A 13,908-nucleotide genomic window follows, 5' to 3' on the forward strand; every position below is an offset into this window, starting at 1 on the left:
CACAGCGTTGCTATTGCCACTGCCCGGCCTTGAGCCCGGCCAGCAAAGCCTGTTGCAGGCGCTGGGCCACCGGAGCCTTCTCGGAGAACGACCTGCCGGAGAAATCCATCCACGGGAAAACATAGCGGGCCGGGAAGATGCCGCTGATGGCATTGGTGGTGAAGAGTTCGGAGGCGGCCTGCACATCGGCGAAGGAGGTAAGGCGTTCTTCAACGGGGACGCCAAGGAAAGACGCGAGATCCAACACCACCGCCCGCATGACACCCGCCAGCACGCCAGAGGTGAGGGGCGGAGTAATGAGAGCGCCATCTACCACGAGAAACAGATTGGCACGGCCCGACTCGAGGGGATTGCCGGGGATGTCGAGGAGGAGGGCGTCGTCGGCGTCGCGGCGCTGAGCCTCCTGTGCAGCCAGCACATAGGGCAGCGCACTAGTGGTTTTAATGCCGGAGAGCACCGATGGCACCACCCGCCAACCGTCGAACACGGCGAGGCGCTGGGTGCGGTCGGTGGGATACTCGTTGTGGAGGAGTGTGTTGGCTTCGGCGAGCCAGAGACAGTCGTTGGAGACGGGGCGGTAGCCCCCTTCGCCGCCCAGGCGGGCGAGCGTCAGGCGGAGTTTGCCGCCCTGGGCGATGCCCTGACTGTCGACATACTGCTGAAGCAGCTGGCGGAAGGGCTCGGCGGCCTTGAATATCGGGGGGATGGCGAGTTGCAGCCGCTCCATGCCGCGGAGGAGGCGCTGGCGATGGTTCTCAACAAACAGGAGCCGGCCAGACCGTATGCGAAGGGTTTCGAAGAGGCCATCGCCGAGGCGAAAACCACGATTGTGGACAAGTGACTGAGCCTGAGCGCGGGGCACGGGGAGGCCATCGAGCAGGAGGGTATCGGCGGGCATAACGCAATCTCGCAAGAAGGCCGCTTGGCTAGCAATGAATTGTTTATCTTTGCCAGATAGGTTTCGTTATCAATCTGCTAGCCTTCGGTGGCGCTGTGCGAAACCCCATAATCACACCTAAACAGTTCTATCCCTAGTTCAATGGGTCTTTTTGATTTTCTGAAGGGTAAATCTTCCGATAAACCACGCAACAAAACACTGATCGCGATCGATTGGGACCGGGTGCAAGGCATCAACACCGACTTCCAGTTTCTGCAGAAGCACAAAAACCCGGTTATCTGGTTCTTCTACAAGCGTGTATCGCAGACTGACCAGTGGTCGAAGATTACCCAGAAGCACGAGTCGGCACACAAACAGATGCCGGCATATGAGCACCAACTGAGCCTGTACCTGGCTGAGAGCGTAGTGCACGAAGTGGTATCGAACCCGGTGTACAGCAAAGTCATCGTGGTATCGAACGACGATTACCTTCGCGGCCTGGCAAAATTCCTGAGCGAGCGCGGCATTGCTGCTGAAATGCTGGTACTGAGCAAAGGCGGCGCGAAAGATGGCCGTGATGGCAAGCGTGAACGTGGTGACCGCCCCGAGCGCGGTGACCGTGCCGAGCGTGGCGAACGCCGCGAGCGCGAGCCCCGTGAGCCCCGCAGTGAACGCGAACCCCGTGGGGAACGCGAGCCACGCGAGCCGCGTGCAGAACGCCCAGCGCGTGAACCACGCGAACCCCGTGAGCCCCGTGCAGAGCGGCCAGTACGCGAACCACGCCCCACTGCTGAAGGCGAAACCGAAAGCCACGAGGGTGGCGAAGCCCCCAAGCGCACCTCGGAAACCGTCAACCGCGACATTTCGCGTATTACGGACATCTTCCCAAAGCATTTCAACGCTGGTGAAGTGTATTCCAAGAGCGACGTGGAGGCTTTCCCTGCTTTCATCGCAGGCAAACCGCACGAAGAGATCTTTGGCAACGACGACCGCGCCGCCTACATCAGCTGTCTGGTACAAAACCTGGTGATTGAAGACCTGGGCGACGGCAACGTGAAGGTGCTGAAGAATCCCAAGAAGCTGCCGTTGCTGGAACTTGCCATGCTGGTGCCGCCCGCCAAAGGCGAACGCCGTGACCGCGGGGAGCGAAGCGACCGCGGAGACCGTCGTGACCGGGGTGGAGACCGCGATGGCGACCGCCGTCGTGGCCGCCGTGGTGGCCGAGGCGACCGCCGTGATCGTGGTCCCCGCGACGAGAACAGCTACGAAACGCCCAAGTTTGAAGAGGACTCACTTGACCATGCCGCCAAGGCAGCCGAAGAGGCCTACGAAAAAGCCATGCGTGAATCAGAAGCCCAATAAGCTTCTGTCAACACTATGCAAAAGGGCGCCCATGGCGCCCTTTTCTGTTTTGTAAAACGACGGCTGCCTGACTATGCCTTGCCCAGTGCCGGACGAAGCGTGGCGCCAGCCATGGCGGCAAGCCCAGACACCAGGCCACCAATGAATGCCGAAAGAAGAATGACGGCTGCGCGGCTGCCACCCAAGGGCAACAGGCTGGCCATCTGGGTAGACAGCAGCCCTGCATTGGGGATGTCTTTCAGCAGAATAAAGCCCAGCCAAAGCACAAAAACCGCAGCAAAGCCCCCCAGGAAAGCCTTGCCTGCAGGCAGACGACGAAGGAACGCTACAGCAGCTACCACGGGCGCGGCGACCCACCAGAAGGGGATAAGCACCTGAGCCACCAGCGCAGCCACCAGCATAAGGAGGAAAGAGATGAGCATGGACTCAAGATAATGGATCAGCGGAGAATGTACATCTTCCCGATGCCCCGAGTGAAAAACTGGCTGGTATGGGTGTCATCTACCTTGATTTCCTTGCCACCAGGCATGCGCATGACTACGCGGTAGAGATAGGTGCCATTGGCCAGTTTGTCGCCGTACTCATCGGTGCCATCCCAAGCGTAGTCGGTGAGGTTGGTGCCGGGACGAACCTCACCCAAAGCCTTGAGATCGATAACCTTAATGAGCCTACCTGTTACAGTATAGATGTGAATCTGGAAGACCTCGGGCAGCTCACCTCCTGTAAGAGTGTAGACAAACCTTGTAGACGTACTGAACGGATTGGGGTAGTTGACTACCTGAGTGATGCTGCTTTCGTTGATGACCTTGAAGCGCACCGAATAGGGAGTAGCACCCGCCTGGTTGCGGCGCCTGTCGTAGCCTTGAGCCAGCAGAATGTACTCGCCATTGGCAAAAGGGGGCGGGGTAAACCGTACTTGGGCACGGTTCTCGGGCAGAGAGGCCGGGATGAACTCAAGCATCCCACTCTGATAGGAAATACGGCGTCCAGGTCCCAGACTGTCGGCTGGCTTTACAAACACTTCAATTGAGGAGGTGTCGGTGATGGCGAGCTGTGGGTTCTCGTCTTTCACGGCAACCATGATAATCGGCTGCGGAGCCACAATATCGCCATTGACCAGATGCCGACCGTCGAAGGTGATGTCCATGGCCGGACTGAGCCTATCGCCGCGGATGTTGATTTCGGTGGACCAGGAGTTGTTGAAATAGTTACGCTCAGGCACCCTGCGGTTGGGATTGAGGGAAAGTATGAGGGTGTAGCGCCCACCAAGGCCCCGCGTAGGGAAAGACACCGACAGTAGCCCACGGCCCCCAGCATTCACTTTGGGCATTTTGCGCAGGAAGGTAGCCTGAGTAGCGGCGGATTCATTGAGCAGGGTGATCTGTACCTCTATGCTGTCATCTACCACTGAGGTTGGCCCAGCGTTGATGACCGACATTGCCAAAGCCACCTCTGCACCTTCATCTACCGTTGGGCTGTTGAAGGCGAAATCCACATTGGGCTCAAGGATGAGGTCGGTTGCAATTTCCTGGGAGACAGACCAGAAGCCGAACTGAGGGGGTGTACGATTGATGTTGTCGGTAAGAACTGCCTCCAGACGCATGAGAGGCCAGCGCTTTTCGTCGATGAGGGGTTCTATGTTGACGTCATCTGTAAAGAGTGTGGTTTCGTATGCCACTGTATCTGCGCCAGCGAGAGAAAGGCCATGCAACCGGATGCGCAGCTGATCGGTTACGGGAGCGTTCTCGCGAGGTGTGAATGCGTACTTGAAGCGCTTCCAGTTGCCCGCAGGGCCGACGAGGGCCGACTGCACGGTGGCAGTGTTGGTGAAGGTTTTGAGTATGGAAGAAAGCCGCTGGGGGTTAATGGTGAGGATAGGCCGAGGCTCGAAGAGCACCTGAATAGCCGAACCTGGCGCCCCACCCTTTCGGCCCAAAATAATGAATGGCTTATCCTTGGAACGAGTCTGGAGGTCGGCGCTGACCCCAATCTGTTGGGCAGCAGCCCAAGCAGTAGCATTCGCAGGCAAATTGAAGTTGACGGCAGCGTTGGCAGGCGCGTACAGCAAAATGTAATCGCCGTTAGCCGCACCATTAACGAGTGCCGAAAGCTGTGCGTTGATCTGGGTAGAGTCCAGCCAGGCCACCTGGCCCAAGGCGGGAGAAAATGGGGTTTTTACCTCCAGCGTTCGGCCATCAATCCATTCATACCAGATACCGCCACGGAAGTCTTCTGAAAAGCCAGAGAAAGTGATGTTCTGCCCGTTGAAGTTGATCTGCTTTTGCACCGGGCGGGTGTGCAGCACTTCAAAGAGATAGCGCAGGGAGTCATACTGATAAAAACCGGTGGGACTGTCGTAGCGGAGGGTACCGATATTGTTCTGGGTAAACTGAGTGGGGGGCTGCTGGCGCCAGCCCGGACCTTCGGAATTAATGCGGGTAAAAGAAGCGGTGTTCCAAAGAGCCAGCGGGTCGTTGCCGACCTTGACGCGCCAATAATATGTACGGTTGTTCTCGAGCGTAAACGGTACACGCCATGACGCAAACGCAGACGTTCCGATTATTTCAGGCGAACGCTTGAGGGCATCGGGCAACGGAGACGAGAAGGTAGAGACGGAGTCAATTTCGAAATAATAGCTGACCGGCCCGGAGCGCTCGATGCCATACAGTGAGGTTTGCAGCGTAAGGGTGTCCTGCGGGAGCTGCGCATAATTCCACGGATAGAGATGGGTGGCAATATTTTCAGAAAGCACCCTCTGGACAATAACGGTATTGTTTGACTCTACCAACTCGGCCACCTCGACATTGGGATCGGCCTCGATATCAAACAGGTGCACACCTTCGAACCGCTGTTGATTGCGATAGATTTTAAAGTCGAGGGTGTCGACTCCGGCAGTCATCCTCACCCGCTGGGTGTAAACGGTGGTTCGGCCCAACGACTGGACGGTATGCCGCAGGCGGACATTGAAGGAGTCCATCACGGCTAGGCCGCGATTGACCACTGCAACTCGAACCGTGAATGAATCAGCGAAGGCCGTAACGTCGGTTGGATTGACCAGCACCTGTGCCTCAGACAACACGAGATCGGGGCGCTGTGGAATGCGGAGCACAAGGGCAGGGTCGCCCTGAAGATTGAACTGCTGGGTAAGCGCTATGGAGCCGAAGTTGAAGAAAGAGAAGTTGCCTTTGAAGTCTTCATAATACTGCGCAATTGCCCCCTGCATGATTCGGCCGATAGGCACCCCGATGGAGTCGCGGAAGACGCGCTGGTAGAGATAGCCACTAAACCGGCCGAGATCCACCAAGGGTCCTTCACCTGACATAGCAACATAGCCAATGGCCCCGCGGCCAGGTTCTTTCACCCAGCGCTCACCAAAAGTAGAAGCACCTCTGGCGCTGGCAAATCCATTAAAGAAGTTGCCACTGTAGCAACCGTTAGCAATGATGAACGGATAGCGGCCAAAGTTCTGGTATTGGTTTGCTTCCTTAATGTCGATGTCGAACAGATTGGCGGCGGAGTGTCCAAAAAAGGTGATTTGCCCGACCCCCTGGTCTATCAGGGCCTGAATTTCAAGTGAGTTGGCGCCGGAGGTAACATCGGAAACCCGTTTCTGAAGGTAGGAAACCGCACCGTTCAGCGGATTACCTTCGTATACAGCTTCCATGCTATTGGTCAGATAACTGGATATGAGATTCTGTTCACCGACACTGGCACCGCCCCCCAAGTGAATTCCCTGTTTCATCCAGGCATCGTATGGCGCGTGTTCATATTCATTGACTTTCGCCAGATAGGCCATTCCCTCAACATCATCGGCCACAGTCACGCGGCCGATGGCCAGCAGCGGCTTGTTGTCGCGAACAGACTGATCGAAATTGGTTACAAAACCGTAATCGCTGGCCGGAATCCCCCAAACGGGAATTGACATTGCCTCTCGGTCTTTACCGTAGGCACGACCCCAAATCAGGAGATATTTAGGTTTGGGAGCCCAAGCGGCCAATGCCTGCTGGATGAAAAGCTTGATGGCCTGCGGGTGGTAGGTACCGTAGCCAAACTCATTGAAGATATCCTCCACATACACCACTTTGGGGTTATTGATGGGCGAGACTGTGGCGGTGTCGCGGTAGGTGCGATAGGCTTCGGCAGAGTTGGTAAGCGGCCTGGATGCAAGAATGATGTATTCGGTAGCATACGTGTTGGCTGCCAGATTCTTGAATTCGACCCGCTCGATGGACAGCGGCGTCAGCATGGCTGACGCCGCTGTTACCGCCAGTTGTATATTTCCATCGGTATCAGGCAGACGCACGTGGAGGGTATCGCGGGTGCGAGCAGTAGCACGGTCTACCCCGATACGGCCTGTGATGCGCTGATGGCGTGTGAGGTCGAAGACAAAGCCGCTGTCAACGGCAGCGAAATCCATACCGTCAAGGCGGAGATATCGGGGCTGAGGAGGCAATGCACGAAGGCGCATTGCCGAAAAGGCCCTGTCGCCATTGAAGCGTGTCTGCCGGTCGTACTCCAGCCGCGTGTATCCAGCAAAGTATACCAGGCCCCTTGTAGAAAGATTGCGCACATTGTTACTGGTGGTACCATTGACAACACTGGTGTAGGGCAACACCCAGGTATGAACAATAGGCCCTAATCCGCCGACCTGCTTTCTGATATTGAAAGCACTAATCGTATCAAGAACCGTATTCTGCCCAACAACAGACATTTCAAAAATGGGAGCAGAGCTACCAACCTGAGTTGCCGCAACCGGAAATGGAGTGGGAAATGAAACAGCGAACTGATTACCAGACGCCTGCTTACCTGTCCCCATGCCCTCTGACGGTGTGTACTCGGAGTTGAGAGCATATTGAAAGTCGGTTCCACTGGAGGTGCCTGGGCTCTGATAGGTATCGTAGTCGCGGTATGCGGAGACCCGGAAGAAAGGTTCAGGGGTAAGGCCGGTGGTGGAGGTGCCGACTACCTGTTGATAGCGAAGGCCTGGCGCCACGCCCTGCACGAGAAAATAAGCAGCTCTGTTAGAAAACATAGAGAGCAGCGGATTGGTGACACCGCCAGAGGTGATGTGTGCACCTGAGGCGACATCTCGATACATGGTGGAATCCAGAAATGCGGTATTCCGCATACCGTAAAACTCAATGACGTCATCGGCCTGAAAGCGCGAGGCATCGGCACCCCGGGATACATGTATTGGCACCTGACTGCCGCGATGGAATAGCTGAAGCAAGGTGGGATCTACTCCATTGAGCTCGGGCACCTGTGCAATGATATCTGCCGCCGACACACGGTAGATGCCTGTAGTGTTGACGGTGATTTTGGCGTATGGCTTCCCCGTCTCGAACCAGGTGTTTGTAAGGGGCATTGGCTGAGCTGAAAGGGGCACAGGCAGCCAACACAGCAACACCAGCAACAGTCGCAAAGTATAACGGAGGGTAACGGTATGTGTCATAGCGATACCTTATCGAAGGCGAAACGGAGAGAAAACAGATGCGAATAAAAGCCCTGGCGGAGGTCGCCAAGGTTGCTGAGGGCATAGTCTACCTGAAGCGTGTAGGCGTCGATCTGAAGGCGAAGGCCAAGACCCGCGCTGGGGAACACACTCCAATAGCGGGCGCCGTCTTCGCGCTGAAGGCGCTGAAAGTTCTGTAAGCCGCCTCTAAGGAAAATTAGGTTGCGGTAGTTGGCTTCGAGGCCCAGCCGGGGATCCAGGCTGACACGCCCAAACTCTACAAGTGTGTTACGCTTGCCATCGAAGGTTGACTGAACATCCATGGAGATGGCACCACTGAACTGTGACTTGGGGCGAATGCGATAAGCCAAGCCCAGACGGGCCGACGGCAGCGTGAGCTCGGTGTTTTCCTGAGGAACGAAGTTGCCAGTGGAACCGAACTGGCTACCGAACGCATCGACGTTGTAACTCCAGAGATTGAAGGTGCTGGTTAGGTCGGAAACCATGAGGCCGACCGTGAGACGATTACGACGATAGCGCGCAGCAACATCGAGTCCAAAGCCCCAAGCAGTTGCAAAAGGGCCTGCGATTCGATTGATTATCTTGAAATTACCGCCAATCGTAAGCCCCTTTATCCGCGGAATGGCCTGTGCATAGGAGATAAACACAGCCAGGCTGGCTTCGGAGAAAGAGGTAATCTGAGACAGATCCAGAACCCCACCACGGTAAATATTGAGCGTGTTGGGGATGTCATCGATACCAAGACGAATGGCAGAAATCCCGAGCCGACGATTGGAATCGATGCGGGTGGAGAAGCCCAGATAGTCGTACTTGGCAATGCCAGCAAAATATTCGCTGTGCATGACGCCAATTTCGTTGCGGGCATCTATGTCAAGAAGGGCTGCTGGGTTCCAGTAACCAGCGGTAACATCGCCTTCAACTGCGGTGACTGCGTTACCCATCCCAGCGGCCTTTGCCCCTACCCCGATTTTAAGGAATTCATTGGAGTATTTGCGGGCTTCAGTCTGGGCCTGAACATAGAGTGGCAGACCTACCAAAAGCCACAACAGAAGACGGAAGAAACGCATTCGGGTTGAGGGTATGAAAGAACCGCAGCAAGGGCGGTGCCAGCTTTACAGATTAGCTATCAAATGTACGGAGGAAGGGCCTGTGCCAGTCAGACAATTTCGATACCGGCACGGCTTACATCCTTCAAAAGCACCGGATTAACGTAAAGAATCTGGCCTTTCACGGATTGATAGCCCATTCTCGTCAATTCGGCGGCATAGCGCTTCACCTGCTTGTCGTGTGCGGGCAGCGGCTGACCCGATTTGAAATCGATAACCCAGGCATCCTTCCCATCAAGAGACTCCAGAACGCGGTCTGGGCGCAGGACTTCTCCTTCGGGCAGGATAATGTCGCATTCTGACCGAATCTTCCAGTTTCGAGAGAAAAGAGGCGCTACTTCCGGATGAGCGAGCAGGACTTCAACCTGGGCCGCGAGCTGGGCCAGCTGGTTCTCAGACACTATCCCCTGAAACCGGAGCTTCTGGAGTGCAGCGGGGGCATCTCCCGGCACCTTAATCTCGGCCAGCAGGGCATGGAGCAATTGCCCCCAGACAGCAGGAGGCAGGGTCTCGGCCGTAAGGAGCCCCTCAAGCACCTCGGCCCTGCGGCGGATGGTGAGGCGACGGCGCCAGGTATCAGAGCCAGAGGCACGGTAGAGGTGCAGTTCGGTATCGTCAGCAGTAACGGGATGGCTGCCACGCTCCTGCGTGCCAAAGCGCACGATGCCTTCGGAAATGGTAAGACCTGGCAAGGCTTCGCGCATCTGACGGAGCGTTTCTGCGAGTACAGCGCCTACAGATGCCAATCGAGTTTCTGTTTCTGGCTTGAGCTGGGGTGCCAAAAGGTACAGCTGGTCAACGGGGCGTGTGAGGGCTACGTAGAGTAGATTTAGGTTGTCAAGGTGGGTTTGGCGGATTTCGCGGAGATGGTCTTCAGCAAAGACGTCGTTATCTGCAACACGGGGGCGGCCAGGCAGCGGAAGCGTAGGGAAATCGGCATAGGGTTGCTCGGAACTGCTGCCCCAGATGATGGAGTCGTAACGCGGTTCGATATTCCAGTCGGCGTAGGGCAGAATGACCACTGGGAACTCAAGCCCCTTGGCCTTGTGGTGTGTCATGATGGTGACGGCTCCACGCTGATCGCCACTCTCTACGCTTTGAATGGCGCCCTTTCGCTCCCACCATTCGAGCAGGCGGAGCAGGTCGCTGCCCTCTTTCCGACTGAACTCCTGGACGAGGTCGAGAAAGCGGAGGAGATAGGGATCGGCCTCGGCGGAGCCACTGGCAAAGAGCAGGGCTACGATGCGTTCGACGAGTTCGTAGAGCGGGAGGCGCAGCCAGTCGGCGCGGCGGTGGTGCAGTTCGTCAAGACCCAGCGTGGCCCACAGCTCCTCGGCGGTGAGGTCGAGTGCAAGCCGGTCGAGGAGCTGGCTGGGCAACTGACGCTGCCTCAGCACAAAGTGACAGAGATGCGCCCGGTGCACAGCTGAAGCGGCTGGATCGGGGAAGGCGAGCAGGTGCAGCGCGCTGATGAGGGCCTGAATGGTGGGCGAGCCGGAAAGCTGGAGCGCCTCGGCGGAGACTACGGGAATGGGGTCGGCCTGCTCCATGAGCACCCGCACCAGCCGCGAGCCCTCGCTGTTGGAGCGAACCAGCAGGGCGATGTCGTCCCAGGCGTAGCCGGTAGCGCGGAGTCCGCGGAGGATGTCCAGCAGGCGGGCTTCGGCGTTGCGCTTCCAGCCATCGAGCACCTCGCCGGTTTCGGTATCGGCAAACTCGCCGGGCAGAAACTCTACCTGCACATATCCCTTGCCTTCGCGCTCTGTGGCAATTTCCTGCACCAGTCCGTCGGGCAGGAAAGAAGCCAGCAATTCATGGGGCTTCTGTTGCAGCTTCTGCGAAAGCACGGCCGATGCCGCCTGAAAGAAGGCATTGTTGAAGGCGATGATGTTACCGCCAGAGCGCCAGTTGGTGGAGAGGCGTTCGGGACTGATGAGCGTGGAGAACTGCGGGAACTCTTCCTCCAGCCCCTGAAGCAAACTGGCCTCGCCACCCCGCCAGCGGTATACGCTCTGCTTGGCGTCGCCCACTACCAGCACGGTGCCGCCATTGGAAAGGGCTTCGGACAGAAGGGGTTGCAGACTGGCCCACTGGCCCCGGCTGGTGTCCTGAAACTCGTCGAGAAGGAAGTGGCGGTAGCGCACACCTGCCTTCTCGTAAATGAACTGAACGGGATCTTCCTTGACGACCGCGCGGAGCCAGCGGGAGATGTCGGCGGTAAGCATAACGCGGTTCTCGGCGCGGTAGTCGCGGAGCTTCTCGTTGAGGCGGCCCATGAGGGGCAGGGCATACACCATCTTGAGGGCGTCGCCCGCGGCGCGAAGCTTCACAGAGCCGGTTTCCCATACAGCGATGGCCTGCTGGGTAAGGCGCATGAGGTGCTGCTCGGCCAGCTGTTCGATTTGAAGGCGCTTGGGAGCCGATTTCGAAAACCAAGAGGCCGAATCGGTAGCGGCTTTCTGCGCACGGGCTTTGGGTTCGGCCAGTTCGCCGGCAGCAATTCTGGACAGCCAGCCGGCCGGGCCCGAATCGCCGTAGGCAAAATCCTTGACGGAAAGGCCGTTCGCTGCCATCAGCTGTAGCGCCTGAATACCAGGAGCCGCGAGGTCGCGCTCGAAGTCGCGGCGCACCTGGCGGAGGTCGTTTACCAGCTGACGAAAGCGGTCATAGTTGTCTGCGCCCGCAAACAGGACGTCCGCGTTTTCTTCCAGCAGCTTGTTGCCCAGTTCCTGCAGGGCGCTTTCATACGAAAGCCAGGACTTGCCGTCCTCCATGCGGTCGAACACGAAGCGCGACAGCCAGTCGGTGAGGTCTTTGTCTTCGCCTACCTCGTCCAGCAGCTGGTCGGTGGCAAACGCAAGTGCGCCCTTGGCATCCATGTCGATCTCGGTGCCGGCGAGTATGCCCAGTTCGCGCTGGAAGGCCCTGACAACACTGTAGAAGAAGCTGTCGATGGTGCGGACACCAAAGTGTGAATAATCGTGGAGGATGCGGGTGAGGGTTTCGGCAGCGGCGGCACGTAGGTTGAGGCCCGGCAGTTCGCGCTGGAGGTCGACAGCGAGGGCTGTGGCTTTGCCCTGCGAGAGTTCGAAGAGGCGCTCGACGATGCGGCGCTTCATCTCGGCCGTGGCCTTGTTGGTGAAAGTGATGGCGAGGATGCTGCGGAAATCGGCGGGGCGAGGCAGCACCAACAGCAGATACTGGCGCACAAGGGCATAGGTCTTGCCGCTACCCGCCGAACTACGCAGGATGCGGAGCACGTTGGCAGGCTCGTGGCTGGAGCCGCCAGAGAGGTCCAGTGTCTGCTGTGCCATATTCTGAATCAGATTGCGAGACCGTAACGGTCGCGCAGTACCTGAAAATGGTGCCCAGCATGACCCGCCAGCAACGCAGCCTGCACACCCAGCGGAATGCGCAGCGTAGCGTGGGGGATGTGTTTGCGCAGCATGGATTCGTCGAACGTCTTCACGAGGTGAATGTTGGCCTTGCGGGCCAGCACCCAGTCTTCCAGTACATGGGAAAAGGGAAGGCCGCGGACGTTGGAGTGCTCGGCAATGACATTCTCATCGAGCGACGGCTGAATGTCGGTTATACCGCGGGCATATACCAGCATGCGATAGCCGAAAATGCGCTCCCAGTCGGCGACGTGGCCCAGTACTTCCTTCACTGTCCATTTGCCTGGGGCATAGGCATACTCGGCCTGCTCTGCGTTGAGGGCCGCCAGCACAGGCTGCATTTGACGGAGCTGATTTTCCAGTGCGGCAAGCGCCGGAACATCCGGCACGTGGCGCAGGTAGTCGTGATAGTAATCAGACAGGACGGCGTCGTAGAGAATAGGCATTTCGGGCAGCAGTGAGATACTGCCCGAAAGATAGGAGAAAGCCTTTACCGGCGGCGGCGCTTACTCACCAGCGGGGGTGTTGGCATCGTGGCGGGCAATGCTTTCCAGGTGGAGGAGGCGCAGACAGGCGGCGGTGAACTCGTCGCTGAGCCCAAGCTCGTTACCTGTAGCAAGACGGGTCTTGAAGACCTCGCGCCAGCGGGCCAGCTGGAAAAACTGTACGCCGTGGCGGCGCTTGAGTTCGCCAATCTGCTGCACCACTTCCAGGCGGCGTGCGATGGCGGCAAGGAGCTCGCGGTCCATCTCGTCTACCATGGCGCGCATGCGGTTGAGTTCGTGCTGATACAGCTCGTCGTCAGAGGCGGGGCGGCGATAGGCCAGTGAGCCGAGCATCTGTTCAAGGGCGGTGGGGGTCAGCTGCTGGGCGGCATCCGACAGGGCCTTGTCGGGATCGATGTGGCTTTCAAGGATGAGGCCGTCGAAGCCGAGGTCCAGGGCCCGCTGGGCAATTTCGCGCAGGAGCGGACGCGCCCCGGCAATGTGGCTGGGGTCGCAGATGAGGGGCAGGTCGGGGTTGAGGCGTCGCAACTCCAGGGGAATGTCCCACTGCGGGGCATTGCGGTAGCGGCCCTTTCCGTAATACGAGAACCCGCGGTGGCAAGCCGCCACGTCCTGAACACCCGCACCTTTGATGCGCTCGATGGCGCCAATCCATAGTGCCAGGTCCGGGTTGACCGGGTTTTTGATCATGACGGGCATGTCAACGCCACGAAGGGCGTCGGCAATTTCCTGTACTGCAAAAGGACTGACAGTAGTACGGGCGCCAATCCACATGAGGTCTATTCCCGCCTTAAGGGCCAGATCCACATGCTCGGAAGTAGCCACCTCTGTAGCGATTCGCATGCCGGTTTCTTCCTTCACCCGTGCCAGCCACCCCATCCAGTCCTGATGCAGGTTGCCCACGCCCTCAAAAGCGTTGGGGCGGGTGCGGGGTTTCCAGATACCGACACGCAGTGTGCGGATGCCCATTTGCTTGAGGGCCAGTGCCGTGGAAACCATCTGGGTTTCATTTTCGGCACTGCAGGGGCCAGCGATGACAGCTACCTTACCGGGTTCGGCGTCGGCGAGCCAGGCGCTGGCAGGCTTTTCAAGAACAGAAATGAAGGAAGACATGGATGGGAGGAGTCTTGCACTCCTAACGATAATTTTCAAAGATAATTGAAAACGCCAACTCAAAGCGGAATACACA

8 protein-coding genes are annotated in these 13,908 nt (G+C 57.9%); 1 reads left to right on the forward strand and 7 read right to left on the reverse strand.

The window, feature by feature from the left end; genetic code table 11:
* Nucleotides 1-10: 10 nt before the first annotated feature.
* Nucleotides 11-898, reverse strand: coding sequence for an aminotransferase class IV (locus AC2D8O_RS09820; RefSeq protein ID WP_484678642.1), 888 nt, complete (start codon nt 896-898; stop codon nt 11-13).
* 141 nt (nt 899-1,039) lie between these two features.
* Here AC2D8O_RS09820 and AC2D8O_RS09825 point away from each other — a divergent pair, with 141 nt between their 5' ends.
* The gene (locus tag AC2D8O_RS09825; protein ID WP_484678643.1) at nt 1,040-2,239 is read left to right on the forward strand and encodes a hypothetical protein; all 1,200 of its coding nucleotides are present in this window, start codon (nt 1,040-1,042) and stop codon (nt 2,237-2,239) included.
* 71 nt (nt 2,240-2,310) lie between these two features.
* Here AC2D8O_RS09825 and AC2D8O_RS09830 read toward each other — a convergent pair whose 3' ends face one another.
* The 6 genes from AC2D8O_RS09830 to AC2D8O_RS09855 form a co-directional block, all read right to left on the reverse strand.
* The gene (locus AC2D8O_RS09830) at nt 2,311-2,661 is read right to left on the reverse strand and encodes a hypothetical protein (RefSeq protein WP_484678644.1); all 351 of its coding nucleotides are present in this window, start codon (nt 2,659-2,661) and stop codon (nt 2,311-2,313) included.
* Nucleotides 2,662-2,678: 17 nt separating this feature from the next.
* On the reverse strand, nt 2,679-7,691 hold the full coding sequence (gene porU2 / locus AC2D8O_RS09835; protein ID WP_484678645.1) for a putative type IX secretion system sortase PorU2: 5,013 nt from the start codon (nt 7,689-7,691) through the stop codon (nt 2,679-2,681).
* Nucleotides 7,688-8,779, reverse strand: a complete 1,092-nt coding sequence (locus AC2D8O_RS09840) for a putative type IX sorting system protein PorV2 (RefSeq protein WP_484678646.1) — start codon at nt 8,777-8,779, stop codon at nt 7,688-7,690. The genes porU2 and AC2D8O_RS09840 overlap by 4 nt, the downstream gene beginning before the upstream one ends.
* Nucleotides 8,780-8,868: 89 nt before the next feature.
* Complete coding sequence (locus AC2D8O_RS09845) at nt 8,869-12,132, reverse strand: UvrD-helicase domain-containing protein (RefSeq protein WP_484678647.1); 3,264 nt, start codon at nt 12,130-12,132, stop codon at nt 8,869-8,871.
* Nucleotides 12,133-12,140: 8 nt separating this feature from the next.
* Nucleotides 12,141-12,659, reverse strand: coding sequence for a DinB family protein (locus AC2D8O_RS09850; protein WP_484678648.1), 519 nt, complete (start codon nt 12,657-12,659; stop codon nt 12,141-12,143).
* 60 nt (nt 12,660-12,719) lie between these two features.
* On the reverse strand, nt 12,720-13,832 hold the full coding sequence (locus tag AC2D8O_RS09855) for a chorismate mutase (RefSeq protein ID WP_484678649.1): 1,113 nt from the start codon (nt 13,830-13,832) through the stop codon (nt 12,720-12,722).
* Nucleotides 13,833-13,908: the final 76 nt, after the last annotated feature.

This window comes from Pontibacter sp. T17, from assembly GCF_057219875.1.

Excerpts from the sequence above, each read along its gene's own strand:
- AC2D8O_RS09820 (WP_484678642.1), bottom strand. The coding sequence starts at position 898 with ATGCCCGCCGATACCCTCCTGCTCGATGGCCTCCCCGTGCCCCGCGCT.
- AC2D8O_RS09825 (WP_484678643.1), top strand. The coding sequence starts at position 1,040 with ATGGGTCTTTTTGATTTTCTGAAGGGTAAATCTTCCGATAAACCACGC.
- AC2D8O_RS09830 (WP_484678644.1), bottom strand. The coding sequence starts at position 2,661 with ATGCTCATCTCTTTCCTCCTTATGCTGGTGGCTGCGCTGGTGGCTCAG.
- porU2 (WP_484678645.1), bottom strand. The coding sequence starts at position 7,691 with ATGACACATACCGTTACCCTCCGTTATACTTTGCGACTGTTGCTGGTG.
- AC2D8O_RS09840 (WP_484678646.1), bottom strand. The coding sequence starts at position 8,779 with ATGCGTTTCTTCCGTCTTCTGTTGTGGCTTTTGGTAGGTCTGCCACTC.
- AC2D8O_RS09845 (WP_484678647.1), bottom strand. The coding sequence starts at position 12,132 with ATGGCACAGCAGACACTGGACCTCTCTGGCGGCTCCAGCCACGAGCCT.
- AC2D8O_RS09850 (WP_484678648.1), bottom strand. The coding sequence starts at position 12,659 with ATGCCTATTCTCTACGACGCCGTCCTGTCTGATTACTATCACGACTAC.
- AC2D8O_RS09855 (WP_484678649.1), bottom strand. The coding sequence starts at position 13,832 with ATGTCTTCCTTCATTTCTGTTCTTGAAAAGCCTGCCAGCGCCTGGCTC.